Source organism: Thioclava sp. ISO4 (genome assembly GCF_058105145.1).
The window spans coordinates 3483623-3509999 of record NZ_CM176571.1 but is presented as its reverse complement, the minus strand read 5'-3'; the positions used below and the strand labels follow the sequence as shown (position 1 = coordinate 3509999).

At 61.9% G+C, this 26377-nt stretch carries 24 protein-coding genes and 1 tRNA gene; 12 read left to right on the top strand and 13 right to left on the bottom strand.

The genetic code is table 11. From position 1 onward, the window contains the following. The first annotated feature begins 15 nt into the window (after positions 1-15). Complete coding sequence (locus tag AC2TZ7_RS17200) at positions 16-288, top strand: hypothetical protein (RefSeq protein ID WP_083078986.1); 273 nt, start codon at positions 16-18, stop codon at positions 286-288. Positions 289-305: 17 nt separating this feature from the next. Here the strand turns inward: AC2TZ7_RS17200 and AC2TZ7_RS17195 are convergent, their stop codons facing one another. Next, positions 306-770, bottom strand: coding sequence for a YdcF family protein (locus AC2TZ7_RS17195; protein WP_489865133.1), 465 nt, complete (start codon positions 768-770; stop codon positions 306-308). 76 nt (positions 771-846) lie between these two features. On the opposite strand from AC2TZ7_RS17195, the gene AC2TZ7_RS17190 reads away from it, so the two are divergent. Both AC2TZ7_RS17190 and AC2TZ7_RS17185 read left to right on the top strand, forming a co-directional pair. Then, positions 847-1443 (top strand): rhodanese-like domain-containing protein, encoded by a 597-nt coding sequence (locus AC2TZ7_RS17190; protein ID WP_489865132.1) that lies wholly within the window; start codon positions 847-849, stop codon positions 1441-1443. 76 nt (positions 1444-1519) lie between these two features. Continuing rightward, positions 1520-2071, top strand: coding sequence for an NYN domain-containing protein (locus tag AC2TZ7_RS17185; RefSeq protein WP_489865131.1), 552 nt, complete (start codon positions 1520-1522; stop codon positions 2069-2071). On the opposite strand, the gene uvrB is transcribed toward AC2TZ7_RS17185, so the two are convergent. Continuing rightward, a complete protein-coding gene (gene uvrB, locus AC2TZ7_RS17180; protein WP_489865130.1) occupies positions 2068-4251 on the bottom strand; it encodes an excinuclease ABC subunit UvrB in 2184 nt (727 codons plus the stop codon). The two genes, AC2TZ7_RS17185 and uvrB, sit on opposite strands and share 4 nt — an antisense overlap. 410 nt (positions 4252-4661) lie before the next feature. Here uvrB and AC2TZ7_RS17175 point away from each other — a divergent pair, with 410 nt between their 5' ends. From AC2TZ7_RS17175 to AC2TZ7_RS17160, 4 genes are all read left to right on the top strand, one after another. Next, positions 4662-4973: an ETC complex I subunit gene (locus AC2TZ7_RS17175; protein WP_078520323.1), complete on the top strand. Its 312-nt coding sequence runs from the start codon at positions 4662-4664 to the stop codon at positions 4971-4973. A 214-nt stretch (positions 4974-5187) separates the two neighbouring features. After that, positions 5188-5985: a lytic transglycosylase domain-containing protein gene (locus AC2TZ7_RS17170; protein WP_489865129.1), complete on the top strand. Its 798-nt coding sequence runs from the start codon at positions 5188-5190 to the stop codon at positions 5983-5985. 68 nt (positions 5986-6053) lie between these two features. Continuing rightward, complete coding sequence (locus AC2TZ7_RS17165) at positions 6054-6521, top strand: GNAT family N-acetyltransferase (protein WP_489865128.1); 468 nt, start codon at positions 6054-6056, stop codon at positions 6519-6521. A 41-nt stretch (positions 6522-6562) separates the two neighbouring features. Then, positions 6563-6639 (top strand) — tRNA-Arg (locus tag AC2TZ7_RS17160). A gap of 207 nt (positions 6640-6846) precedes the next feature. Here the strand turns inward: AC2TZ7_RS17160 and AC2TZ7_RS17155 are convergent. The 4 genes from AC2TZ7_RS17155 to AC2TZ7_RS17140 all read right to left on the bottom strand — a co-directional run bounded on the left by AC2TZ7_RS17155 (position 6847) and on the right by AC2TZ7_RS17140 (position 10445). Then, a complete protein-coding gene (locus AC2TZ7_RS17155) occupies positions 6847-8706 on the bottom strand; it encodes a TniQ family protein (protein WP_489865127.1) in 1860 nt (619 codons plus the stop codon). Between the two features lie 266 nt (positions 8707-8972). Next, a complete protein-coding gene (locus tag AC2TZ7_RS17150) occupies positions 8973-9293 on the bottom strand; it encodes a hypothetical protein (protein WP_489865126.1) in 321 nt (106 codons plus the stop codon). Between the two features lie 70 nt (positions 9294-9363). Next, complete coding sequence (locus AC2TZ7_RS17145) at positions 9364-9714, bottom strand: hypothetical protein (protein ID WP_489865125.1); 351 nt, start codon at positions 9712-9714, stop codon at positions 9364-9366. Between the two features lie 317 nt (positions 9715-10031). Further along, positions 10032-10445, bottom strand: coding sequence for a hypothetical protein (locus AC2TZ7_RS17140; RefSeq protein WP_489865124.1), 414 nt, complete (start codon positions 10443-10445; stop codon positions 10032-10034). A 555-nt stretch (positions 10446-11000) separates the two neighbouring features. Between AC2TZ7_RS17140 and AC2TZ7_RS17135 the strand changes: the two genes are divergently transcribed. Further along, positions 11001-13685 carry a UvrD-helicase domain-containing protein gene (locus AC2TZ7_RS17135; protein WP_489866841.1) on the top strand — a complete coding sequence of 895 codons (2685 nt, stop codon included), beginning with the start codon at positions 11001-11003 and terminating at the stop codon, positions 13683-13685. Positions 13686-14204: 519 nt separating this feature from the next. Here the strand turns inward: AC2TZ7_RS17135 and AC2TZ7_RS17130 are convergent. Beyond that, positions 14205-14962 (bottom strand): IS5 family transposase gene (locus AC2TZ7_RS17130; protein ID WP_134330913.1). Its coding sequence is split into 2 segments (ribosomal slippage): positions 14205-14641 and positions 14641-14962, totalling 759 coding nucleotides; the frame shifts between segments, so codons are not numbered across the junction. Here AC2TZ7_RS17130 and AC2TZ7_RS17125 point away from each other — a divergent pair. Beyond that, positions 14961-17153: a TnsB C-terminal domain-containing protein gene (locus AC2TZ7_RS17125; RefSeq protein ID WP_489865123.1), complete on the top strand. Its 2193-nt coding sequence runs from the start codon at positions 14961-14963 to the stop codon at positions 17151-17153. The two genes, AC2TZ7_RS17130 and AC2TZ7_RS17125, sit on opposite strands and share 2 nt — an antisense overlap. Further along, positions 17150-17497 (top strand): hypothetical protein, encoded by a 348-nt coding sequence (locus AC2TZ7_RS17120; RefSeq protein ID WP_489865122.1) that lies wholly within the window; start codon positions 17150-17152, stop codon positions 17495-17497. The genes AC2TZ7_RS17125 and AC2TZ7_RS17120 overlap by 4 nt, the downstream gene beginning before the upstream one ends. A gap of 1 nt (position 17498) precedes the next feature. Here the strand turns inward: AC2TZ7_RS17120 and AC2TZ7_RS17115 are convergent. After that, positions 17499-18652, bottom strand: a protein-coding gene (locus AC2TZ7_RS17115; protein ID WP_489864349.1) for an IS3 family transposase whose coding sequence is annotated in 2 segments (ribosomal slippage) — positions 17499-18400 and positions 18400-18652 — 1155 coding nt in all. Because the reading frame shifts where the segments join, the coding sequence is not laid out codon by codon here. A 110-nt stretch (positions 18653-18762) separates the two neighbouring features. Between AC2TZ7_RS17115 and AC2TZ7_RS17110 the strand changes: the two genes are divergently transcribed. Beyond that, positions 18763-19071, top strand: coding sequence for a hypothetical protein (locus AC2TZ7_RS17110; RefSeq protein ID WP_489865121.1), 309 nt, complete (start codon positions 18763-18765; stop codon positions 19069-19071). A 357-nt stretch (positions 19072-19428) separates the two neighbouring features. After that, positions 19429-19902, top strand: a complete 474-nt coding sequence (locus tag AC2TZ7_RS17105; RefSeq protein WP_489865120.1) for an outer membrane lipoprotein — start codon at positions 19429-19431, stop codon at positions 19900-19902. 48 nt (positions 19903-19950) lie between these two features. Here AC2TZ7_RS17105 and AC2TZ7_RS17100 read toward each other — a convergent pair whose 3' ends face one another. The 5 genes from AC2TZ7_RS17100 to AC2TZ7_RS17080 form a co-directional block, all read right to left on the bottom strand. Further along, positions 19951-21789, bottom strand: a complete 1839-nt coding sequence (locus tag AC2TZ7_RS17100) for a heavy metal translocating P-type ATPase (protein ID WP_489865119.1) — start codon at positions 21787-21789, stop codon at positions 19951-19953. Between the two features lie 134 nt (positions 21790-21923). Next, positions 21924-23219: an MFS transporter gene (locus AC2TZ7_RS17095; protein ID WP_489865118.1), complete on the bottom strand. Its 1296-nt coding sequence runs from the start codon at positions 23217-23219 to the stop codon at positions 21924-21926. 118 nt (positions 23220-23337) lie between these two features. Then, positions 23338-24327 carry a PAS domain S-box protein gene (locus AC2TZ7_RS17090; RefSeq protein ID WP_489865117.1) on the bottom strand — a complete coding sequence of 330 codons (990 nt, stop codon included), beginning with the start codon at positions 24325-24327 and terminating at the stop codon, positions 23338-23340. 143 nt (positions 24328-24470) lie between these two features. Beyond that, positions 24471-25370: an HAD-IIA family hydrolase gene (locus tag AC2TZ7_RS17085; protein ID WP_489865116.1), complete on the bottom strand. Its 900-nt coding sequence runs from the start codon at positions 25368-25370 to the stop codon at positions 24471-24473. A gap of 121 nt (positions 25371-25491) precedes the next feature. After that, a complete protein-coding gene (locus tag AC2TZ7_RS17080; RefSeq protein ID WP_489865115.1) occupies positions 25492-26274 on the bottom strand; it encodes a DeoR/GlpR family DNA-binding transcription regulator in 783 nt (260 codons plus the stop codon). Between the last annotated feature and the right edge of the window lie 103 nt (positions 26275-26377).

The following is a 26377-nucleotide window of genomic DNA, read 5'->3' as shown; positions in this document are numbered from 1 at the left end:
TATCGGAGTGACATCATGGAAAGCGTTCTGCAAGCAATCGGCACGGTCGGCCTGATCTTTCTCGTGCTCGCAGGTCTTCTGGCGGGCTGGATCGCGAGCGTCGTCTCGGGCGGGCGTCACAAGGCTGCCTATCTGGCGATCGGCGTGGTCGGCGCCCTCATCACCCCCTTTATCGTCGCCCTTCTGGGCGGGGCGGTGCTGGCGGCAGGCGGGCTGCTTGCGATCGTCGCCATCGCGCTTGTCGGCGCGGTCATCGTGCTGATCATCGGCAAGATGATCCTCGACTGACGCAGGCGGCGCGCGCCTCAGGGCAAAGGTCCGCCGCGCGCCAGCCACCATCCCAGCTTCAGGTAAGCGAACCCTTCGCGGGCGCGGGCCTTCGCGCTCGCCCGGTGCGGCGGACAGTCCGCGCGCGCCCGCAACCCCATCCGCCGCGCAATCACCACCGCGCGCGGCGCGTGATAGGGATCGGTGACGATGGTCACCTCGTCGCTCTCCAGATGCGCCCGTGCGAAGCCGATATTCTCGTAAGTGCTTGTCGAGCGATCTTCGAGAAAGATCGCCTCGGCCGCCACGCCTTCCGCGCGCAAGATCCGGGACATCACCTCCGCCTCGCTCGGCGGATGCCGTCCGACACCTCCGCAACAGATCACCCGCTCCGCCGCGCCTGCGTGCCAGAGCGCCGCCGCGTGACGGGTGCGCCGCAGCAATGTGGGCGAGGGGGCTTCTTGCGCCCAAACCGCTGCACCAAGGATCAAAATCGCTCTCATTTCGTTGAGCTAAAGGTCCACACTGCCGGCGACAAGGCTGGCAGCTGTGTTATGATCACGAAAAAGGGAGGTTAACATGCGTTTCATTTTTCTTGCCGCGCTGCTGGGTGCCGCGCCTGTTTTGGTCGAGCCCGCTTTCGCCGAGCCGGTCAATATTCGCCCCGACGTCATGTCCGTCACGGTCGACACTGCCAATGGACCGGTCGAGATCAAGCGGATTCAGGATAACGAGAACAAGCTGGAGGGCGACTGGGCCAAGACCTCGCGCCCCTGTCCGAGCTTCTGTATCCAGCCGATGATCCCGGCCCCCGGCGTGACCCCGGTGGGTGAGCTGGAGATGCTGGAGTTTCTTAAAGATCCCAACGTGGTGGTCGTCGACGGGCGGGTGCCCCGCGATTTCGAGGGCGGCGCGATCCCCGGTGCGGTCAGCATCCCCTATACCCAAGCCGCCGACCGTCTGGGCGAGTTGGGCTGTGAACCCGATTTCGAGGGCTTCATCTGCGACGGCGAGGACGTGAAATCGGTCGCGCTTTACTGCAACGGCCCGTGGTGCGGCCAGTCGCCCGCCGCCGCCCGCCGCATGATCGAAGCCGGTTTCCCGGCGGAGAAGATCTATTACTACCGCGGCGGGATGCAGCAATGGCGGCTGCTGGGGCTGACGGTCACGGAGTAAAATCTCAGCGCGTGCAACATCGTTTCGCCGCAATGTCTGACTAGCTTGGACCCGTTAATTTTTGACGGGTCCATAGATGCTTGATCTATTAGCGAATAGTGAATTTCCTTCGCTCGCCATGCCTTATGCGGTTCTGGCAGCAATCTGGCTCTTCGTTCTTTTCTTCGTTTGGCGCAGGTTCAAGGCGTCACGCGCCCCGGTGCCCCAATATGTGTTGGTCGACGGGTCCAACGTCATGCATTGGCGCGATGAACAGCCCGACCTCGTGCCGGTCCGCGATCTGATCTCGGCATTGCGCGATCAGGGGCGGACGCCTCTGGTGTGGTTCGATGCGAATGCGGGCTACCTGCTTTCGGGCCAATACCGGAACGAGCGGTCTCTGGCGCGCTCGCTTGGCTTGCCGAACGATCACGTCCAAGTGGCGCCGAAGGGGACGCCTGCCGATCCTCTGTTGCTGGACGCTGCAACCCAACTCGACGTGCAGATCGTGACCAATGATCGCTATCGCGACTGGGTCGAGGCCTATCCGATCCTGCGCAACCGGGATTTGCTCATCAAAGGGAGCTGGTCGGACGGGGAAATCCGGCTGAAGATGCAGGGGCGACCCTCGGTGCAGAAGGCGGCTTAACGCCCCTTCTTCCGCTTCACGCCCCCGCGCTGACCCGGCCGGCCCGCAGTCGATCGGCCCTGCGCCTTGACCGCGGCCTCGCTCGCCGCCTCCACCGCCGATTGCCGCGCGAGCGGGTCGTCGTGGACGGCGAGGTCGACCGCCTCCAGACGCTTCACCTCGTCGCGCAGGCGGGCGGCTTCCTCGAATTCCAGATCCTCGGCGGCCTTGCGCATCTTGGCGCGCATGTCGTCGAGATGCGCCTGCAGGTTCGCACCGGGCTTGACCGCATCGACCTTGGCGGTGACGCGCGACATGTCGGTGTCGCCCTGATAGAGCCCGGCCAGAACGTCATCGACATTCTTCTTGATCGTCTCGGGCGTGATTCCGTGTTCCTCGTTATAGGCGATCTGCTTGGCGCGGCGGCGGTCGGTTTCGTCCATCGCGCGCTGCATCGAGCCGGTGATCTTGTCGGCATACATGATCACGCGGCCCTCGGAGTTCCGCGCGGCGCGGCCGATGGTCTGAATCAGCGAGGTTTCCGAGCGCAGGAAGCCCTCCTTGTCGGCATCGAGGATCGCGACCAGCCCACATTCGGGAATGTCCAAACCTTCGCGCAGAAGGTTAATCCCGATCAGCACGTCGAACGCGCCCAAGCGCAGGTCGCGCAGGATCTCGATCCGCTCGATCGTGTCGATGTCGGAGTGCATGTAGCGCACCCGAACGCCCTGTTCGTGCAGGTATTCGGTCAGATCCTCGGCCATGCGTTTGGTCAGCGTGGTGACCAATGTGCGATAGCCGCGCGCCGCAACGGTGCGAATCTCGTCCAGCACATCATCCACCTGCGTCTCGACCGGGCGGATCTCAACAACCGGATCCAGGAGGCCCGTGGGGCGAATGACCTGTTCGGTGAAGACGCCGCCGGTCTGTTCCAGCTCCCACGCGGCGGGCGTGGCCGAGACGAAGACCGATTGCGGGCGCATCGCGTCCCATTCCTCGAATTTGAGCGGGCGGTTATCCATGCAGGACGGCAGGCGGAAGCCGTGTTCGGCCAGCGTAAACTTGCGCCGGTAGTCCCCGCGATACATGCCGCCGATCTGCGGCACGGTGACGTGGCTCTCATCGGCGAAGACGATGGCGTTGTCGGGGATGAACTCGAAGAGGGTGGGGGGCGGCTCGCCCGGCGCGCGGCCGGTGAGGTAGCGCGAGTAGTTCTCGATCCCGTTGCAGACGCCGGTCGCCTCCAGCATCTCCAGATCGAAATTCGTGCGCTGTTCGAGGCGCTGCGCCTCCAGCAGCTTGCCTTCCTCTTCCAGCTGTTTGAGCCGGAGCGCCAGCTCCTTGCGGATGCCCTTCGCGGCTTGCTGCAGGGTCGGGCGCGGCGTGACATAGTGGCTGTTCGCATAGATGCGGATCTGGTCGAAGCTGTCGGTCTTCGCCCCGGTCAGCGGGTCGAATTCGGTGATCGCCTCCAGTTCCTCGCCGAAGAAGGAGAAGCGCCAGGCGCGATCCTCCAAGTGGGCCGGCCACAGATCGACCGTGTCGCCTTTCACGCGGAAGGCGCCACGCTGGAAGGCCGCATCGAGTCGCTTGTATTGCTGGGCCACCAGTTCGTTGATGAACTTGCGCTGTTCGATCAGATCGCCGGCCTTGAGGTCCTGCGTCATCGCCGAATAGGTCTCGACCGAGCCGATACCGTAGATGCACGAGACCGAGGCCACGATGATCACGTCGTCGCGCTCCAACAGCGCCCGGGTGGCCGAGTGGCGCATCCGGTCGATCTGCTCGTTGATCTGCGATTCCTTCTCGATATAGGTGTCCGAGCGCGGCACATAGGCTTCGGGCTGGTAGTAGTCGTAGTAGGAGACGAAATATTCCACCGAGTTGTCGGGGAAGAAGCTCTTGAACTCACCGTAGAGCTGCGCGGCCAGCGTCTTGTTCGGCGCGAGGATGATCGCGGGGCGTTGGGTTTCCTCGATCACCTTGGCCATGGTGAAGGTCTTGCCCGTGCCGGTCGCCCCCAGCAGCACCTGATCGCGTTCGAGCGCCTCGACACCGGAAGACAGTTCCGCAATCGCGGTCGGCTGGTCGCCGGCCGGGTCGAACTGGGTGTGCATCACGAACCGCTTGCCGCCTTCCAGCTTGGGGCGGGTGAGCACGTCGGGGCGTTCGGAGGGCAGATTGGTATTGTTGTGAGGCATCGCGCAGACCTTTTGCTTGCCCCCCAAAGTTGTCCTCTTTTCGTTCGCATTCAAGTGCTTGCGAGGGAGGTTGCGGAATGCTTAACGCATACCGTAGAATTGTTCATATTTAACAGTGGTTTGCGGTTCGCTTCGCCTTGAATTCGTGGCGGGCTGCGCGCATATTTTCGACGCAAGCAGCATCAGACTGCCGGCCGGCGCACCACCCCCACCCCTTGCTCCCCAGCCGGTCGGCAGTTCCTCATCTTACCGGTGCTTTCGGTATCCTTCGGACAGGCGAACGGGGCGCTCGTTCCGGGTCCGGGATGTCATGCACAATCGTCGCGCCTCTTTCGCCATTGCGCTCCGGGGCTTGCGATTTGGCTCAGATGCACTAAGAAAAGCCAGAGGTATCGCAGAGGAGTTTGCCCATGCGCGCGCGCATCTACCAACCCGCCCGCAACGCCATGCAATCGGGCACCGCGAAGACGCGGTTCTGGTATCTCGACTATGTCGCCTCCGACGCGCGCGAGATCGACCCGCTGATGGGCTGGACCAGCTCCAACGACACGCAGGCCCAGGTGCGGCTGCGCTTCGAGACCCGCGAGGCGGCGGAAGCCTATGCCAAGGAAAAGGGCATCGATTACGTCGTGACCGAGCCCCATAAGCGCGCCCCGAACGTCCGTGCCCGCGGCTATGGCGAGAACTTCGCGACCGACCGCCGCGCGAACTGGACGCACTGAGGGCCACGCTCTCACCAGTGAATTACGTGAACGGCGTTGCATCTGCAGCGCCGTTTTGCGTTTTGCGGGCCTCGACGTCGCTCTGGCGCGATTCCGGGAATCCCGGTAATTTTCGGCCATGCGAGCCTTCCTATCCGCTTTGATCTTCTGTGCCCTCGCAGGGGCGCTGAACGCGCAGCCCGTCCGGGCGATGATCGGGCCTCCGGCGCCGGACTTGCGCTGCACCGAAGATGGGCGGCGCTGCATCGGGCTGACGAATTACGTCGCCGATACCTGCGGGCTTATCGAAAGCGCGGCGCGGGAGGCGGGGATCGACCCGGGCTATTTCGCACGGCTTCTGTGGCGCGAGAGCCGGTTCGATCCGGCGGCGATCAGCCCGGCGGGGGCGCAGGGGATCGCGCAGTTCATGCCCGGCACGGCGCGGCTGCGCGCGCTTGGAGACCCGTTCAATCCGGCCGAAGCGATCGAAGCCTCGGCGCGCTATCTGGCCGAGATGGCGACGCGCTTCGGCAATCCCGGCCTCGCGGCGATCGGCTATAACGGCGGCGAGGACCGTGCGGCGGGGTTCATCGCGAAGTCCGGCGGGCTTGCGGGCGAGACCCGCGCCTATGTGCGCGCGATCACCGGCCATTCGGCGGAGGATTGGCGCGACGCCCCGCCCGAGACAGTGGATTTCCGGCTCGACGGAGAGACGCCTTTCCTTGCGGCCTGCACCAAACTGGCGAAGGGCAGGGCGATCCGGGAGTTTCGCGATCCGGTCCCGCCCTGGGGCGTGATCGTGGCCGCCGGGCGCACCCAGCGGTCGGCCGAGGTCTTCGGGGAACGGGCCGCTGCGCGTCATTCCGGTGCGATTGGGGACGCCGAACTGCGCTTCGTGCGCGCGGTGATGCCCGGTTTCGGACGGCGCGCGCAATACACGGCGCAAGTCCCGGCAGGTTCGCGCAAGGAGGCGCTGGCGACCTGCGAGAAAATCCGCGGGCGAGGCGGGTTCTGCAAAGTCATCCGCAACTGAGGCGTTTTCGCGCTGGAGCCGGGCGCGCGCCGCGCCTAATCTGCCGCCGACACGGATGAGGACGCCCCATGGAAGACACGATCGAAATCTCGCGCGAGACCCCGCTGGGCGCGGATCTCGCAGAGCTTCACGCCCGCCACGCGGCGGCGATGCACGAAGATACGCCGCCCGAGTCGATCCATATGCTGCCGCCCGATGCGCTGGCTGCGCCCGGCATTTCCTTCTTCGTGATGCGTCAGGCGGGGCGCCCGGTCGGGATGGGCGCGCTGAAGCGCATCGCGCCCGATGAAGGCGAGATCAAATCGATGCACATCCTGTCCGAGATGCGCGGGCAGGGGCTCGCGCAGCGGATGCTCGATCAGCTGATCAACGCGGCGCGCGACGAAGGGATGGCGCGGCTCTATCTCGAGACCGGATCGCAGGACTCCTTCGCTCCGGCGCGCCAGCTTTACCTGCGCGCGGGCTTTGCGGAATGCGGGCCCTATGTCGGCTACCAGCCCGATCCGAATTCCGTCTTCCTGATGCGCGCGATCTGAACTTGCACCACGCGCCCCGATCGCGCATTTAGGGGCCAAGCGGTCCCTTAGCTCAACTGGATAGAGCAGCTGACTTCTAATCAGCAGGTTCGGGGTTCGAGTCCTCGAGGGATCGCCAAAATCCTCGCTTTTGCCAAGGGGGCATAAGAGTGCGCAAAATCGCGGATTTTCGTGCGCACCCGTGTCAAGAGAATTCTCTCGAGATCGCGGAATTCTCGCAGTGTGTCGAAGAATGATAGTTTCCGTCCCGCTGCGCTTGCAGCCGAAAAACTTCAGGTTGCGGCGTGGTCACTCAGCAATCGCAAACCGGATCGCTCGACACGCTCTACTGGAGAGCGCCAGTAACCTCTTCACGCAAGTAGATCGCGCCGAAGTCCTGATCGCGTAGCGCGAAGCGTGCGACTCGGGACGCTTCGAGAAGGCTCTTCAGGGTGTTGCGATGGAGCCCCGTCTCATTGGATAGGGTGGTGAGCGTAACGAAGCGGCCGTGGAAGGAAGCGATGTCTTCGGCAGAAAGCCAGTATTGCTGGCGCCCAGTCTTGGGGTTCTTCTGTCGGATGGCCGAAACATGGCCCGCTTCAATCAGCGAGATAAAGTGCCCACGATCTCGCAGCCCAACAGAGCGGCCGAATTCTACGGCGCTCACCAGCCCAGGCGGCCTACTCTTGGAAAGGTCCTCCACTCCCGAGTTTGAATTGTTGGGTAAAGAAGCGCGAAGGCAATCGACTTCGGATTTCTTGATCACAAGCCCATGGAGGCCTGGAATCCCGGCCCGCTTTCCGAGGGTCAGCTGTTTGTTGTTCATTGCCTTGATCTGGTCTCGCAAGCTCACCCGAGTCCGCCGGCGAGCGAGCAGAAGCGTTTCCCAAGATTCGTCATCTTCTCTGACCAGCTCTGCCTGCGCAGAGAGGTCATCGACGAACTTATTTCCATCTGAAAATCGCCAAGGTTTCTTGACCTTGGCAACCCGCGTGCGTGGTATCAAGAGGCCTTCCTCTTCCAAAGCTTCCAGTTCCGCTTTGGTGGCGCCGATGGCTTCACGCATGGCGATCGGCCCGATAAGGGTCGGGATTTCAGTTAGAAGATCGGCGTATGATTTCGCATCGAACAAGCGGCGACGAGGGGGGCGGTCATCATCACCGGGAAACGCCCCGGCCTCTACCAAGAAGTGCTCGAGTGCCCCGGTTCCGATGCCTGTCTCTTGTGATGCTGTGGTAAGTGAGTGCACTCGGCGCTCTTCGACGACTTCTCCTAAGAGTTCCTTACCGGCAGCGATCGGCCAGTGGTCAAGTATCACGTCTCGCAGCAAGCACCTGTAAGTCTCGAACCCCTCGTCCTCTGCGTAATCACGATTTAAGCTCGCAAACAGTGATCCAAACGCCTTGTTGGGTTCGGCATCACATGCGCGTGCAACCTCTCCCAGGCTTTCGCGCACGACATGCCCGCCTTGCCTGGCGATCTCGAAGCCTGCTGCATGAGGGGCGCCGGGCGACAGATCGTCACCGGCGCCTTTGGCATGGAGAATAACCTGCCCCAGCAGACGGCAGAAAGTCGTCGCAGCAAACAACGGATGTTCCGAGAGCCACGTTTCGTCCCGGCCGCCCCGAAGGCGACTGTCGAGCCAGATGTCATAGGGCGTGGGCTCCACGATCGGCAGGTCAAAGTTGCCTGCGAGTATTTCAGATTGGATCACGGACAAGCGCGTTGCAATGTCGTATCGTTCTCTGGGGTTTTTGGAGGTCCAGAGCTCTACAAGCAGGTGTTTGTGCCGAAGGCAGACGTTGGCCTCCCGCATTTGCCAATCACCGCGCATCACCATGGCTGAGGTCGTCGGGCCGTCAGATTTCATGGCGTCTTCACGGAGGCAGACGGGACACCCCCGCATTACAGGATTGCGAAGCGCGCGGGACACGAAAATCTCTCCACGAAACCCCATCCGAACGTTCCCTGCCCGAACGCCAGTCCAGGAGAGCATGTCTTCCAAAACTTCTGAATCGAGATTGGCCCACACTGCGAGGGCTTCGAATGCTTCGGGGGCATGTTCCAGAAACCGCTTGAACGAGGTGCCCATATCGTTGGCGACTTCGACGACGTCTGTGTCCCAGGTCGCGGCGAGTCGAGAAAGGTAAGAGAGCATCGTTTCTCGTGGCGCTGGCGAAGGGTTCGAAATCGGCAAGAGGGTCATATTGCGACTGACATGTTCGGCCGGTTCCGGGATGCCGTGCCTTGGTGGCGTTGTTTTTTCTGCTGGAAATTGATACCAGCTTTACGTCCGATCGCATAGACCGTCGGAAGCTCGAGCAAGTCTTCGCGTTTTCGCTTCATAGTGGCCGCGTTCTGTTTCACCCCCGGGAGGCCGTGGGGCTTCCTTCGCGAGAAGCAGCAAGTTTCAATGCCCGATTGTGGGAGTGACCGCCGACTGCCAGTCTTAAGGCAGTCGACGGCTCTTAGTCATTGCCGCGCGCGCAATGCCTTGATTGCCACTTCGATCCGGCCATACGCCCGCAGTGCATTGTGCTTCGAGTGATGGCCGTCGCAGAACTGGTGGCCGTAAGTGTCTGCGCGAGTGTCTTCGATCGTGTAGCCGAGCGCGAGAAACGCCTCGTGCGCCGCCTCGGTCAGCCGCGCGGGGTGGCTCGGCGAAGTCATGACGGTCACGCCGGCGATCTCCCGGCCGATCTGGGTGTAGTGCCGGTCCACCCACACGTGGACACGAGACAGGCTGTGCTTCTCGATGAGCCACAGCGTCACGTCGTAGATATCCTGCTCCATCCCGAACTCGTCAGGATAGACGCTCAGGCGGCGCTGGCGCGCCACCTGTAGGGCACAGCGTGCCCCAGTCTCAGTCAGCATGACGGAACCGCGCGAGAAGGTCGCTGACCCGCGCGCCATGCCAGAGGGTCATCTCGGAGGCTGGCAAGCCCCTCTCATGACCGATCCTGTCGAGCGACGTCGGCGCCTGGTCAGCCAGGATGCGACGGATGTCGCGGAGGGCGACCTCGATGGCATCTATATCCGGAATCGGTTGCCCGAACGCGCCGTGCAGGTCACAGAGCGCCGCGAACCCACTCTGATCATCGAGCGCGTCGAGCAGGTCGCAGAGGCTCGCACCGTGGCGGCGGAGGTGCTGCTCCACCGCATAGGCGGCGCCGAGACGCGCATCGGAGGTGTCGAGTGTAGTGGTGTTGAGCATGATGATCTCCCTTTCATGCGGTGGCGGAAACGGTGCTGGTGTGCCTGATTCATCGGCGTCATGTTCCGTCGCGGGGAGATGCTGGGGCGTTGGCAGGGTCCTTTCGGCTGGTTGCGAAGGCCGTTCTTGGGTGCTGGTGACGAGAACATTGGTCGTTCATCGGGATGACGAAGAAGAAAACTACTGGGTGCATGAGTTTTTCTATTCTTGGGCCGTACCGCCGCCAGATGGTGCCCGCCCTGTCGGGAGGCTGCGCTTTGCGCTTATTCCGGAGCATGACGCCGACCGTGCAAACTGCGCATGGTCGGCGCTTTAGTTCAGGCCGCGTCCTGCGCCGGGAGGGCAAGCGCCAGCGCGTCCCGCTCATCGTCCAGTTCACCGATCTCGACCAGAAGGTCATAGAGGCGGTCGGTGAGCAGGCAGAGCTCTTCCACCTCCGGGCTCGCGGGATCGAGAAGAACCCAGGACGAAAGGTCGGGTTCGAACCCATCGATGACCGGGTCGAGAGACAAGAGGCGGTGCAGATCGACCAGCCTTCGTCGCGCCTCCCGACCCAGGCGCGTCGTTTCGCGTAACACGGACATGAGACGCAGGACGCGAGCCGTTCCTGCTTCCCCCCCGATTAGCGCCGCCGCATTGCACATTGCAGAACCGTGCTCGTCGAAATGCGCGCGAACGGCAGCGAGTTGCAGATCTGCGGGCAGGGTCTTCGTTGGGAACTTACGCAGCATGGTGGTCCTCCTTGGTTGCGCGTCTGCCGTTCGTGGCAGCATCAAGCCTGTCCGCAGTCGCTTCCGGGGTGCCCCTCCTTTTCTTCTCTTGGGCTCACCGGTCTTCGTTTCGGTCCTCGAAATGGAGATTGGCCAATAGTCTGCGGGGCGAAGAAAAAACTTCGCCATTGCCCGTGGCAATCGGGAGTCCCGGCCCAGCAAGTCGCCGGTCAGATGTATTCTCGGAAATAAATGAGCAGGGTAGGCGCCCATTCGCGTTTGAAATGCGTCCGGAAAGGTTCCCGGCTGTCCGAAATCTGCTACACCTTGGAAAAGACTGGTAGTTTGGTGCAAATGAACCTCGCCTCAAAATCCTTCCTGAGGTTCTTGGTTGACCCTCTCGGTCGACATCCAAGGTCCCTGACGCTGCAAGACAGGGGCATTGCCGCACGCGGGGCGGGTTCGCCCTGGATAGGGTTTGACGCTATCGCGACGCGCCCCTCAGTGAGGAAAGGCCTTCTTTCGTCGTCGCTGTCGCTCGATCTTGGCGGCGGCGGCAACCTGTCCTTGCCAGCGGTGGATGCCTCTGCGGCCAGAACATTCGCAGAGGCGGCTACGACCGCCTGGGCGAGTTTCAATTGGGCGGAGCTGGAGAAGGAGGACGCCGCGGTCAGACGCATCCTGCATGCGCTCGATGTGTTCAAGGTGCCGGATGTCTATCCTGCCGCATGCCATGTAGCGCCGCTGGCGCGCGACGCAGCCGATCTGAACAGCCGCGTGCTTTCCAAGCTGAACGCCGAGGCCGTTGGCGACGAGGTGATCTCCCGGATCGCCCCGATCGCGGCCTTCGCTGCCGATCCGAACGCCGTCCGGGACGCGGCTATCGAGACGTTCGTGGAAGCTCAGCTGCTTCGGTGGAAAGACTTCTTCGACACGGTCGAATCCATGCCGCTGACACCGGAACAGCGCCTGTCGGTGGTCGTCGACGAGGATGCAACGTTGGTTCTGGCCGGCGCGGGGTCCGGCAAGACCAGCGTTATCACGGCCAAGGCCGCATTCCTGGTGAAGACGGAGATACGGAAGCCAAGCGAGCTCCTGCTCCTGGCCTTCGCCAAAGATGCTGCAACCGAGATGTCCGAGCGCATCGAGGCGCGGTGCGGGGTCCCCGTGGCGGCGCGCACCTTCCACGCATTGGCCTACGAGATCATCGGTGAGGTGGAAGGGGAGAAGCCCCCCTTGGCGCCGACCGCGACGGACGACAAGGCCTTCCTATCCCTCATGAAGGTGATCCTTCGGCACATCGTGGCGACCGCCAGTGACATCGCGCATACCGTGATCGGATGGTTCGCCGGTTTTTTCGACGACTTCCCGACAGAGTGGGACTTCAAGACCAAGCACGAATGGTATGCGCAGATCGAAAGTCGTAACCTGCGGACGCTGCAAGGGGAGACGGTTAACAGCTTCGAAGAGCTGCTGATCGCCAACTGGCTGTTCCGGAACGGCATCGCCTACGAATACGAGCCGAGCTACGAGCACAAGCTCCAGAAGACCGGGCGTCGCGTCTACACGCCGGATTTCCGGCTGACAGAAAGCGGCGTCTACATCGAGCATTTCGGCGTACGCAAAACCCGCGGCAAGGACGGCGTGGAGGAGTTGACCACGGCGCCCTATGTCGACCGCGATGAATACCTTGAGGGCATGGATTGGAAGCGGAAAGTCCATGCCGAGCACGAGACGATTCTGGTCGAAACCTACAGCTGGGAGCGTGCAGAAGGGCGACTGCTCGAGGCTCTTGCCGAAAAGCTCAAACCCCACGTCACGCTGCGGCCGGTCTCGGACATCCAGATCTACGACCGTGTGGCCGAGGTCGGCGCGGTCGACAGCTTTACCTCGCTAATGGGCACCTTTCTGCGTCATTTCAAGAACGGCGGGTACCGGGTCGAGGACTGTTCGGATAAGGCGCAAACGCTGAAGATGGGGAAGCGTGCCGAAGCATTCCTGAAGATATTCGGCGCCGCCTTCCGGGAATATCAATCCCGCCTGGGTGATCGGATCGATTTCGAGGACATGGTGAACCGCGCCACGGCCTTTGTCGAAAGTGGGCGCTATCAGAGCCCGTTCAAGCATATTCTCGTCGACGAGTTTCAAGACATCTCGACCGGGCGAGCGAAACTGATTCAGGCACTCAAGCGCCAGCATTCCGACGCCAAGGTGTTCGCCGTCGGTGACGACTGGCAGTCGATCTACCGCTTCGCCGGGTCGGACATTCACATCATGCGCAACTTCGGCGCGGAGTTCGGCGGCACCTTTGCAGGAGCCACTGGTGTCCATCGCACCGTCGACCTCGGCCGGACCTTCCGGTCCGTGGACAAGATCGCCTTGGCCGCCCGTCGCTTCGTTCTCCGTAACCCCGCTCAGATCACCAAGACGGTGATCCCGGCAGGCGAGACGGACGAGCCTTCGATCAAGATCGCTTGGACACGCCGCGACACCGGGGAGAAAACCTTGAACGACACCGTGGCAGCTCTTGCCGCCACTGAAGGCAAGGGGGGCGCAAAGCCGTCGATCCTGATCCTCGGGCGATATCGGTTCCTTAGGCCCGATGTCGCGCGGCTTCAGCGCCAGAACCCCGGGGCGACGATCTCCTTCAAGACCATTCATGCCTCGAAGGGCCTGGAAGCCGATCACGTGATAATCCTCGGTGCCGACAACGCGAAGATGGGTTTCCCGTCGATGATCGTCGACGATCCTCTTCTCAGCCTGGTTTCACCCGAAGCCGAACCATATCCGAACGCCGAAGAGCGGCGCGTAATGTATGTCGCCGTGACCCGGGCCCGGCGGACCGTGACAATCCTTGCATCCGAAGCGCGTCCCTCCGTCTTCATCGAAGAGCTGATGAAAGAGCCCGAATTCGGCGTGGTCGTGCCTCTGGAGGCCCAGAAGCACACGCACACATGCCCGACTTGCGGCGGGCGTCTGCTTCACATGGCAGGCAAGGACGGTCGCGACTGGTATCGCTGCGAGCATGTGAAATTGTGCGGTAGTCGCATGCCGGCTTGCCCTGCCTGCGGTATCGGCCTTCCGGTCCGTTCCCGAACCAGTGGAGATCTGCTTTGCGCTGATTGCGGCGAGAGCCAGCGGGCCTGCCCCAATTGCGAAGCAGGATGGTTAGTCGAACGGCGCGGCCGATATGGAGCATTCCTCAGTTGTGTCCGCTTCCCAGACTGCGATGGAAAAGCCAAGCTGCAGAAAAGCGTATGACATGCTGAGAGAGCGCGATCCAAACGCCATTGGTACGACCTGCGACGAAGGCGCGTTGGCGCCGCATTCCGGACGTTCATGGTCGCCGCGGCGAAGTGCAAGCTCCCGCACACTTCGCGTGATGGAGCACAGACATGTTCGGTCCAAACTGCTGCGCCCGCTCCAAGCCTTCATTGAGGGAATATTCGTCCGCTCCCAGCTCTGAGTTGCCGGTCGTGCCAGGTGCAGAATAAACGTGCAGGCGGACACGAAGGGCGGAGAGTGAACCTTCTGCGCGAGCAAAAGCCGCTATTTGCAGTGGGAAGAAATCGCGCGTTGGAGTAAACGTAGGTAGCCGCACCATTGAGTAAAGCATACTGAAAAAAGGAATATTTGACGTGACTTTAGTTTGCCCAGATTGCTTTGGAGATTCCGGCCAGCAACGCAGGATCAAAGGAGTGAGGCCGGACTTTCCAGATGACCCCTGCGATTTCCATCCCTCGAAAAAAGGCGTTCCAATCTCTGCCGTAGGCTCAGGACTCATAGCCAGTAGATGACCGTGGCGGCGAGAGCGATGGCCGAGAGGAAGACCTTCGGGCACCTATCGTATCGCGTGGCTACCCGCCGCCAGTCCTTGAGTCTGCCGAACATAATCTCGATCCGGTTGCGGCGTTTATAGCGGCGCTTGTCATACTTCACCGGTGTCTTCCGCTGCTTACGGCCCGGGATGCAGGCGCGTATCCCCTTGTCTTTCAACGCTTCGCGGAACCAGTCGGCGTCGTAACCGCGATCCCCGAGCAGCCAGTCGACATCCGGAAGACTGTCGCAAAGCGCCCGGGCACCGATGTAATCGCTGACCTGTCCTGCCGTTACGAACAGGTTGAGAGGGCGTCCCTGGCTGTCGCAGATGGCATGCAGTTTCGTGTTCATGCCGCCCTTGGTCCGTCCGATCAGGCGGCCGCGCCCCCCTTTTTGACGCCCAGACTGGACGCCGTGCGGTGGGCCTTCAGGTAAGTGGCGTCAATCATCACGGTCTTCTTCTCGCCATGCCCGGCAGCCAGTCCGGCCATCATCTTCGCGAAGATGCCTTTGTCGCTCCAACGCTTCCAACGGTTATAGAGCGTCTTGTGGGGGCCATACTCCTTCGGCGCATCTCGCCATCGCAACCCATTACGATTGATGAAGATAATACCGCTCAGGACGCGCCGATCATCGACGCGCGGCTTACCATGGGACTTCGGAAAGTAGGGCTCCAGACGCGCCATCTGCGCATCGCTCAGCCAGAATAGATCAGACATGTCACCGCTCTGTTTTCGTGCGGTGAATCATGCCCTTCTGCTGAAATCAATGGGTCCTGACCCTAGTGAACGGCTTGGCGGTTATGAAACGTCAAAAGCGCTCTCCAAGGAGCAGCAAGAAATTGCTAAATTCAACACTTCGATTTGCAAAGCGATCGAGCTGCTGATTGCGGCGCGCCGAGAAGAAAGCGGAAATCCAAAGTTGAAAATAACGGCCCGGTTTCTGGATCAGGCACCAAACCGAAAGTTCCTTCGTAAGGTTGTCACCGCGCTTTTTGGTCAAACGGTATATCTGAAGCTCGAACACGGCGGCCGGAGTGCGCGATGGATCCTGTATAAGGGGCGAACCCTCCTCAAATATTATCGAGTCTACGAAGCACTCCCGTCGGATGTGAGTCCTCTCGATGCGCTCGTCACGTTAGATCATTTGAAAGGAAATCGGACGCCGAGGCTCTGCTACGAACTTGAACGCTTAATGTTCAACGCTTGGAATGAGTTCGGCTTAGACAAGAAAGGTTATTCCATTGCGAATGTGAGGCAGCATCTCGAGGGTTTGGTCGGGGCGGCAAATACGGAGCGGATGCACAATCGAATGCCCGCGCTGATAATGCCGTCAAATTCGAGTCTCAAGGCATTTCGTGATCGGCTGATTTCGCCGACAGTGCTTGCGGTGGCAGTCAAAGGAGAGCGCGAAGCGCGCAATCTTAGGGGGCGTGGAAGCACCGATATTCGTTCGTTGTTGATTGGCGAATATGTTGAAATGGACGAGTGCAAGGCTTCCCTCGTGATTTCGGCGAAGATGAAGGGCATTTGGCATCGACTAACAAATGAGCAGAAAGAAGCACTTAAAAAAATCGATGAGGAGATACGCACGCGACTGACGATCCTCGTGATGATCGATGTGGCATCGCGTATGCCCCTGGCGTGGGTAATCAGCGATCAGCCGAAGGCGGAGGCGACACTCGAACTCCTGCGAATGGCAACCCGCGACAAGTTCCGTGAAAAACGGAAATATGGTTGCTCCGGCGAGCCGGCATGGGCGACGGGTCTTGGACATGTCAAAAATGATAACGGGCCTGGTCTTCGAAACAGTCAGACCATTGCTGCGCTCATGGGCTGCGCGTCCATGAATACCATCGCGCGCACATACGCATCCACCGATAAGCCTTATATTGAGAGGATGTTTGGGACGGTGGAGTCAGTTCTGCTGAAGCTGATCACGGGATACACCGGCCGGAAACCGGGTGAACTTCCGGGTTACGACGCAAAAGCAAACGGCGTGCTGAATGTCGAAGAACTTTACAAAATCCTGACGTGCTTCTTTATCGACGAATACCCTTCGCTTCCCCATTTCGGCGTCGGGATGGGGGGGCGGCGGCCCGCAGATGTATATCGGGAAATCAATGATCTGCGTGGGCATGTGCGGCCTATGGATACGAACTTGCGACGGATCCACCTCGGATGGGAAGAAAGCGTCACCCCGACGGACGAGGGCGTGCGGGTATTTGGGGGTGTTTTCTTCAATTCTGACGAGCTTCAGAAGCAACGGGATGACCTCAGGGTTTCGGGAAAAGTCAAAGTGTTCGTCGATCCTGATGACATGAATCTCGCGACAGTTGTTCTGCCCAAATCCAAAGAAATCCTCGAGGTGAAGCTTCAGATAACGGCCTTTGCCGATATGACATTGCCGGAAATCCTCGATTTGATGGCGGTATGGAGGAAGGAAGACCCTGTCTCCAAACAGATCCACGAAGACCGTCTGGTCGAGACCCGCCGCCAAAGACGCGACATGCTCGCAGCGATCAGTGCGGACCGGAAGATACTACGGAGTTACAGCACTATCGATGAGTGTCGGAAGATGGCTCGCGCGGTTTTCGCCGGCGCGAGGGTCGCGCCCGTGAAGCAGCTTTCGAACACGGTCGAACCTGGACGTCTCGCAGAACTCGATCGTTGCGAGCGGATCGTTCTCGCCGAAGACGGGGGCTTGCTCGAAGCCGAGTCGATTGTGCCGCAAGAGGGCACTGGACGCGAAGAATTGCTTACCAGTTCAAATTTGGACGGGGAAACGCCTGAATTGTCGCCGCGAAAGTCAAAGAAGAAAGCACCGGTGGGAGCCAAAGCCTCCGATGCGTCTTCGGAGAAAAGCCATGGCGTTCTCGGGCGCCCTGAGAAAGTGAAGGGGCTTCAATGACGTCTTTTCTAGATATGGAGGCAATTGCCGCGGTCGCACCGCTGAAGGAAGCCAGCTACCCATTTGCGCGTGCGGAACAGCTGCATGAAGCATTGCGCTGGTGCGTCACTGATTACTACGCGAAGGCCTCTTTAGGTAAGGATTTTGAGGCGCGCGGTTTGATGGTTACCGGTCAATCGAGGCTGGGCAAAACTCATGAAGTTAAGAAGCTGCTGACCTCTTTCCACGCAGAAAACATCATGATGCCAAGCGGGCAGCCAGCGCGGATCATCACGATCCTGCTTTCCCGTAGGATGACGTGGAAAGTGAGCTACTCCCCATCTCTTGGACAGGATCTGACGTAAATTAAGCTACTCGTTGCACCTGCTGACCGGGTTGGTTGATATCATTTCTCTGCCAATACACCAGCGCCGGTGGCTTGCCGCCGAGGGCTGAGTGAGGGCGCTGGTGGTTGTAGAAGGTCATCCATTTCCGGATGGCCGCCTTCGTCTCCGATCCTGTCTCCCAAGCGTGCAGGTAGACGCACTCGTATTTCAGGGTGCGCCACAGCCTCTCGATGAAGATGTTGTCCAGGAAGCGGCCTTTCCCATCCATCGATATGCGCACGCCGGATCGACGCAGCGTGTCCGTCCAGGCGAAGGACGTGAACTGAGACCCTTGATCGGTATTCATGATCTCGGGCGGGCCGAACTTGTGGACGGCTTCGTTCAGCGCTTCGACGCAGAAGTCGGCCTCCAGCGTGTTCGAGATCCGCCAGGCCAAGACCTTTCGCGTGTGCCAGTCCATGATCGCAACGAGGTATAGAAATCCGCGCCTCATGGGCAGGTAGGTGATATCCGAGCACCAGACTTGGTTCGGGCGATCCACTCGCAGACCTCGCAGCAGGTAGGGATAGGTCTTGTGGCCCTTTGCGGGCCTGCTGGTGTTGGGCTTCTGGTAAATCGGCATCAGCCCCATCAGGCGCATCAGTCGCCGTATCCGCTTCTCGTTCACCAAGTGTCCGTCGTTACGCAGATGCCAGGTCATTTGCCGGACGCCGAAGAACGGGGTCTCCAGGAACTGCTCGTCGATCCGTCGCATCAGGCCGAGGTTCTGTTCGGTCTCGCCCTTGGGGGTGTAGTAGAAAGACGAGCGCGCGATCGACAGCAGCTTGCACTGCTGGCCGATCGACAGGTCCGGGTGGTGAGGCTCGATCATGCCGCGCCTCACTTCCCGCCCCAGGGCTTCAGCTTTCGTTCCAAAAAAGAGTTGGCCACCGCCAGCTCCCCGATCTTGGCGTGGAGCTCCTTCACCTGCTCCTCGTCGATCTCGGGCTTCTTGCGGCCCCCGCGCTCGAACACGCCGGACGCGCCTTCGAGCAGGGCCCGCTTCCATTGATGGATCATCGTCGGATGCACCCCGAACCGGCTCGCCAGTTCGGCCGCTGTCTCTTCACCCTTCAGGGCTTCCAGCGCGACCTTTGCCTTGAACTCGGGCGCGTGCTGCTTGCGTTTCGACATCTCTGATCTCCTTCTCGTCGAAGATCAGCAGACTGCAAATCGTAGCTTATGTCAGTGTCCGAATTTCAGGGGGTAGCTCAGAGATCCGGCTGCCCCGTGACCTGCAGGAATTGAACGACCTCGCCTACAGTTTCGCAGACGAGGTCGAGCTCTGCTTTGATGAACTGTCGACCGAGGGCTTCTTGAAGAGGTTGAGCTTTGCATGCGCAAACCGCTGGGGGCTGGTCATCGAACTAATTATTGAGGCGTTTGTGCTGTGCAAGTGTGCTGGTGAAACGAACTGCACGATCGATCATTTCTCTCAATCGTTTTCGCGGATGTATGGACTGCCGGTGGGGTTTTCGCCGTTCGAGATCGAAGATTATGAAGCTGCTTTTGATCCGATCGTCCTGCTTGAACATTTGAAAAAAGACGACTGAAAACTCCCGAACTGTTCGAGCTGCAAGAGGTCCGCGTTCCGCGGGCCTTTTCCTTTGCCAAGTTTCTGGTCGAAAATCGCACGCTTATGCCGTCAGAGTGCATGCTTATGCCCACGCATTCAACGTGATGAATGGTAACCTATTGTTTGCAATGGATGAATCTTGCGATTCGGAGTTGAGTTATTGCTGATGAGTGCAAGCTAATGCTCCATTGGCAGCTTTTTCGCGACGCGGCCTCCGCCTGCGACTTATTTTCTCTTATTGTCCGAAAACAAAGAAATGCGGCCTGAATCGCGGCAAGCTCTTCTTACGCCCGGATGTCTCAGACATGCGGCGGAGCTACCATGGAGGTTCAAAATGCGTATTCTTCTTCTTGTTCTGCCGGCGGCGCTGAGCGTTGCCGCCTGCAACCCGACGCCCGGTCCCTATGCCAACGGCCCCTATAACGGCCCGGCCCCCGGCACGCGCACTACCTACAGTTATGACAGCATCGAATATGGCCGCATCGTTTCGGTGCAGCCGGTCACGATGCGCCGCACTGCTGACGGCGACCAGATCGTCGGCGCGGTCACGGGCGGCCTCGTCGGCGCAGTGATCGGTCACCAGTTCGGCTCCGGGACCGGCAAGGACGTGATGACCGGCGCGGGCGCGATCGCGGGTACAATTATCGGCAGCAACATCGCCAGCCAGGGCGGCACCTACACGTCCTATGCGTGGACCGTGCGGCTCGACAATGGCGGCTCGATCACCGTCATCCAGATGTCGAACGCGTTCCGCGTCGGCGACAGGGTGAGCGTCGTGCGCAGCGGCAATCAGGTCTACCTGCGATAGGACTGGTGAGCACAGGTTCGGGTGAGGGCGCGAAGTCGTTTGCCGCCCTCACTTGGGCCTGATCCGAAGGGCGCGCAAGGCGTTCAGGATCACGGCGACGTCGATTGCTTCCTGCAAAATGGCGCCCTCCACCGGCGTGAGGTAGCCATAGGCAGCCGCGATCATGCCGAGCACCGAGAGGCCGATCCCGGCGGCGACGCTCTCGAAGGCGATCCGCCGCGAGGATGCGGCGATTTCGATGCCCGCGCGCAGTTGATCGATCCGGTCGACGAGAAGCACCACATCCGCCGCTTCGGCCGAGGCGGCGGCCCCGCGCGCGCCCATGGCGACACCGACATCTGCCGCGGCGAGCGCGGGCGCGTCGTTCACACCGTCGCCCACCATCATGACCGGCCCGTGCTTGCGCTCGGACAGCACGAGGAGAACCTTCTGGTCCGGTGTGAGCCCTGCGCGCAGCCCGTCGAGGCCAAGCCCCTCGGTCACGCGTTCGGCCACATCGGTCCGGTCGCCGGTGGCGAGCAGAATCCTTTCGATCCCCTCGTGACGCAGCCCGTCGAGCATGGCGCCCGCATCTTCGCGCAGCGGATCGGCCATCACCAGATGCCCGGCCATGCGCCCATCCACCGCGACGGCGACGAGGACCGCTCCGGCGGCCATCGTCGGGTGATCGCCCGGTTTGCGCCCGACGCGCGCTGCCACGAAGTCGTCGCCACCGACGATGACCTTGCGCCCATCGACATGGCCCACGACACCTTCGCCCGCGATTTCCGCCACATCCGACGGGACGGGCAGGGTGAAGCCGCGCTCTTTCGCGGCGGTGACGATCGCCTGTGCCACCGGGTGTTTCGAGGCCTGATCGAGGGCTGCGGCGAGGCGCAGGATCTCATCCTCCTCCATCCCGTCGTGACTGTCGATGGAAACGATCTGCGGGCGGCCTTCGGTCAGGGTGCCGGTCTTGTCGAGGACCAGCGTGCCGATGCGCGCCATCGTCTCGAGCGGCCCCGCGCCCTTGATCAGCACGCCATAATGCGCCGCGCGCGAGAGCCCTGCCACCAGAGCGACCGGCACGGCGAGGATCAGCGGGCAGGGCGTGGCGACCACGAGCACGGCGACGGCCCGGATCGGGTCTCCGGTGAACCACCAGGCCGCGAAAGCGATGGCGATCGTGACCACGAGAAAGCCCAGCGACCAGCGATCCGCGAGGCGCGACATCGGCGCCTTGGAGGCCTGCGCTTCCTCGACCAGCCGGACGATCCCGGCATAGGTACTGTCCTTCGCAGGCCGCACCGCCATCAGGTCGAACGCCTCGCCTGCGTTGGTCGAGCCGCTCATGACGTCGGCCGCATGCGCCAGACGCACCGGCAGGGACTCCCCGGTCAGCGCCGAGGTGTCCAGAAAGGCCGTCTCGGAGGCTAATGTTCCGTCCACCGGCACCACGTCGCCCTGATGGATCAGCAGCCGATCTCCGGGGGCGATCTCGTCGAGTGGAATATCCTCCAGCCCGCCATCGCGATGCCGGGTCGCGGTCCGTGGGACACGCGAGAGCAGGTCGTGCATTTCGCGCCGGGCGCGGCCCTCGGCGAAGCTCTCAAGAAAGGTGCCGCCGGAATACATCACCGCGATGACCGCCGCGGCGAGGGTCTCGTCGAAGACGAGCGCGGCAGTCATCGACAGCGCCGCGATGATATCCAGACCGACTTCGCCGCGCCGGAGGCTGCGAGAGATCTCGAAGACAAGCGCGGCGAGGGTGGGCACGACGCCAACGGTCCAACTGGCTTTCGCCAAGGCGTCCGCGCCAGCCGCCCAGAAGGCGAGGCCCACCACCAGCGCCGCTACAGCAAGCGCGAGGAGGGCGAGCTTCAGACGGTCGGTTCCGCGCTGTTCCATCCGGTCTGCGTTCCTTCTGCACGTCTTACGGTCGATGGCGCCCCACACCTTTCGAGAGGGATCGCGCCGTCACCGTGATAGCGCATCCCCGTGATCGGTCCAGCCTCCAATCCGGTTTCGCGGGATTGCTTCGGTCAGCGCAAAGGCGCGCGACTGCGATCCGGGGTCAGTACAAGTGCAATCACTGCGATCAAACCCGCCGCGAGCATGTAGAGCGCAGGGGCGGTGACCATGCCGGTCGCGGCGATGAGGCTCGTGGCGATCATCGGCGTGAGGCCTCCGAAAATGCCGAGGCCGATATTGAAGGCGACGGAATAGCCTGAGAGCCGGTCCCGCTCGGGGAACATCTCCGCGAACAGGGCGGGGCCGGAGCCCAGCGGCACGGCCAACAGAAGGAAGGTCACGGCATGTGCTACGACCACGGGCAGCAATGCGCCGCCCGACACGAGCATCCACTCGTGCAGCGGCCATGCGACCAGCGCCAGCAGCCCGATCGCCAGAGCGATCCAGACCCGGCGCGGCACCCACCGGTCGCCCACGATTGCCGCCAGCGGCATCGCCGGGATCACGAGCACCGTCATCGCGGTGTTGATCAGCAGGGCCGTGTCTCGCGCCATCAAGCCCTGACCCGACAGCCATTCCGGAAGATAGACGAAGGCGATGTAGTAGCAGGTGCCGTAGCTGGCCGCGAAGGCTACCGCCAGAAGCGTCTCTCTGCGGTTCGTCGTGAAGGCTTCGAGCAGGGGCGATGTCTCGTCGCGCCCCTCCTGGTGCTGTTGGAAATGCTCTGATGTGTGCAGGTTGCGGCGGATCAGTATCGCCACCGTGCCAAGGAGCGCGCCGCCGAGGAAGGGCAGGCGCCACGCCCACTCCGCGAGCGTCTGCGCATCGAAGAGGTTCGTCACGAGCGCGGCCGCCCCGACCCCCAGTAGCGAGCCCGACATGGAGCCTATATTGGCCCAGCTCCCCGTCAGACCGCGTTTCTTCAGGGGCGCGGTTTCGACAAGATATGTGGCCGAGGACGAGAACTCCCCGCCGACCGACAGGCCCTGCAACAGCCGCACCAGAACCAGAAGCGCCGGGGCCAGAACACCGACCTGCGCATAGGTCGGCAATATGCCCAGAAACAGCGTCGGCATCGCCATCATCACGACCGAGATCTGCATCGTGCGCGCGCGCCCGTAGCGGTCGCCGAACCAGCCGAACACCGCCGCGCCAAGCGGACGCATCAGGAAACCGGCCGCGAAAATCCCGTAGGTCGCGATCAGCCCCGCGGTCGGGTCGTTGGACGGAAAGAAGACCGGGGCGATGACGCCTGCAAGATAGCCGTAGAGCGCGAAGTCATACCATTCGACCACGTTGCCGATGAAACCGGCCATGATCCGGTGCCGAAGCTCTGCCGGTTTTGCTGTGCTTCCGTCCGGTGCCATGGTCGAGCCTCGCGATTTTCTTTTTATCTTCGCGACATACGTAGCCTTTTCTTCGGCCCGGACGCAAATCGCGACGCCTGAAACCCAGATCGCAGGGGCAGCTCTGCGCCCGGCTGTCTCACGGCATCTGCGCTACCATGGCCAGATCGAGATCCAAAGCCGCGACCAATCCTTCCGGCGTGAATTCGCGCGAGAAGCTCCCGCCAAGCGAGGTCGACACGGTGAGCCGGCAAAGCGACGTGCCGAACCCTTTGCTTTCACTCTTGCCAGATCCCGCCTCGGTCACGCCGGGCTCTTTCCATGCAAGTCGGAAGCGCCCGTCCTCGATCTCGGTGCTTATTTCGACGCCATAACCGTCCCGCGACAGGCCCCCATATTTCACCGAATTCGTCGCAAGCTCGAAGAGAACGAGCGTCAGCGGCGTGATCGCAGCAGGGCGCACCTGAATATCCGGAAGCGAGGTCTGGACGCTCGCCCCTTCGCTGAAGGGTTTCAGGATCGTGCTCACGAGATAGGAGAGCGGCATGCCATCGGGTTGTTCGCCCGAGGGGTCGTTCACGGTCATCGAGTTGAGCGACGCGATCGCGTGAAGGCGGCTGCGCATCTCGGAACTGAGCTGCTCTGCGCTGTCTGTCTGCCGCGCGGCGACGGCAATCAGCGACGCGGCCACCGCGAAAGCATTGCCGACCCTGTGGCGCATCTCGGACAGCAGCAGCCTTTGCTGCTCGGCCAGTTGATGCTGCAAGGTGATGTCGCGCGCGATCTTCGATGCGCCGACGACTTGGCCATCGGCATCGCGCACCGGTGAGACGGTCAGCGACACCGGGATCGGGCTTCCATCCTTGCGCTGGCGGACCGTTTCGTAATGGGCGATCCGCTCGCCGCGCCGCAGACGGGCGATGAAATCGACCTCCTCATCCATCCGGTCGTCGGGAAAGATGATCGTGATCGGCTGACCGATGGCTTCTTGTGCAGTGTAGCCGAACAGGTTTTCCGCGCCGCGATTCCAGCTCAGGATGATGCTGTCGAGGTCCTTGGTGATAATCGCATCGTCCGAGCCTTCCACGATCGCAGCCAAATGCTGTTGGATGCTTTCTGGTGAGTCCATGACAGGTCTGGCCTCCGTGCTCTTCGGGCGACACACACATACTAAACTGTGCATATCAAGTATAGCCCACCGCGACCGGGGCGGGTGCGCGCGCGATGGTTTTGAAAAATCACATCATTTCGCCGGGGGCAGCGGCGGCGCGCTCACGGTCGTTCCAGAACGAAATCCGGAACGATGCCGCAGGAGGCGATGGCCGCCTGCGCGTCCTCGCCATCGAAAAAGCCGTATCCAGCGATCAGGGCAGAGCGAATTCCGGTCGCCTGTGCGCCGAGAATGTCGGTGTGCAGACTGTCGCCCACCATCAGCACGCGCGCGGGATCGACCGGACCGAGACGCGCGAAGGCGATGTCGTAGATATTGTTGAAAGGCTTGCCGTAGAACTCCGGCGCGACACCCGTCGCATCGGCGAGCCTATGCGCGAAGTGACCCGGCTCCTGCGAGAACCCGACCTCACGGGGGGCGACGATATCGGGATTGCCGACCCAGACCGGGCGCGGGTTATCGCGGATGGACGCTTCGAGCAGGCTCTGCCGCTCTTCGGTCCAGTCCGCCGCGCCGATCAGCAGAAACCCTTCGGCCGCGTCATAGGCGGCGCGGTCTTCCGCGAGCCATGTCACGTCGAACTGATCCAGCTCGTCATCGCCTGCCGTGTCGCTCGCCATCACGCCCCATGCGCGGGAAGGGGCGGAGCGCAGCGCCGCGACAATGGCGGTGCGGCTGGTGACGACATCCTCGGGCGCGAAGGCATAGCCGAGCCGCGTGTATTTCTGCATCAGGCCGTCATGCGGGACGCCCGCCGCGTTCGACACGACCATCACCCGCTTGCCCTGAGCTTGCAGCGCCGCGACGCGCTCGGGGGTGCCTTCGATCGCTGTTTCTCCGATATTGAGCACGCCGAACGCATCGAGCAGGAACACGTCGAACAGATCGGCAAGCTCCGAGAGGTCTCGCGCCATCTGGCTGGTCGAGATCACGCCGGGGGAGGGCAGTCGATGGCGCGCGCGCTCATAGGCTGCGAGCGCTTCCTGCGCTGTCATTGTCATCAGAGGGTCGTCCTTCGCGCCTGTGCCGATAGGGGCTCACTTATCACCACAGCGACAGCGATCACCAGCACGATCAGGTCCGCGGCTGGCCCGGCATCGCAGGGAACTTGTGTAGGTGGCGCTACTTCGCGAGCAGTACCTCCACGGCGTTCTCGTGCAGCGCCTCTTTCAGATCGGCGGGCGGCGCGCGGTCCACCACGACTGAGGCGAGCGCACCCAGCGTGGCGGCGCGTGTGAAGCCGTGAATTCCGAATTTCGACCCGAGGATCAGCAGCATTCCGGCCTGCGCCTGCGCGAGCATCACGCGCTTGATCGCGGCGAAGCCCGGAATGGTCTCGGACACGCCCTCGATCGAGAGCGCCGTTGCCCCGATCACCGCCCGGTCGACGTGATGGCGCGACAGGAATTCGAGCGTCTCTTCGCCCACGACCGCCGATTCCGTCGGCAGGTAATTCCCCGGGGCAAGGATTACCTCCGCCCCCTCGCTCCCGCCCAGAAGCATCGCGATGGGCAGCGAATTGGTGATGACGCGGCAGGGCGTGCCTGCCATTGCGAGAAACCGGGCCATCTGCTGCGTGGTGGAGCCGGAATCGATCATCAGCGTCTCGCCGGGCGCGACCTGCGCCGCCGCCATGCGCCCGATCCGCTCGCGTTCCTGAAACTGGTCGCGTTCGCGCTCGTTCAGCGTCGGGTAATGGCCCGGATCGGGGCGCGAGGCCCCGCCATGCGCGCGGTCAATCAGCCCCTTCTCTTCGAGCGCATCAAAGTCGCGCCGGATCGTTTCCGTCGAGACGCCGAACCGTTCGGCCAGTTCCGAGATGCGCAGATGGGGGCGCAGCTTCAACTCGAACAGGATCTGCTCGCGTCGGTCGCGTTTGCGCAGTCGCTGTCCCTCTTGTTTCACGCTCGCATCCATCGCTTTTCCCCGAGGGTGAGAAAGCTCACCAACTTCTAAAATTGATGTGGCCTATGCCTCATAAACTCAAGAAAAATGTTGCGAACCCCAC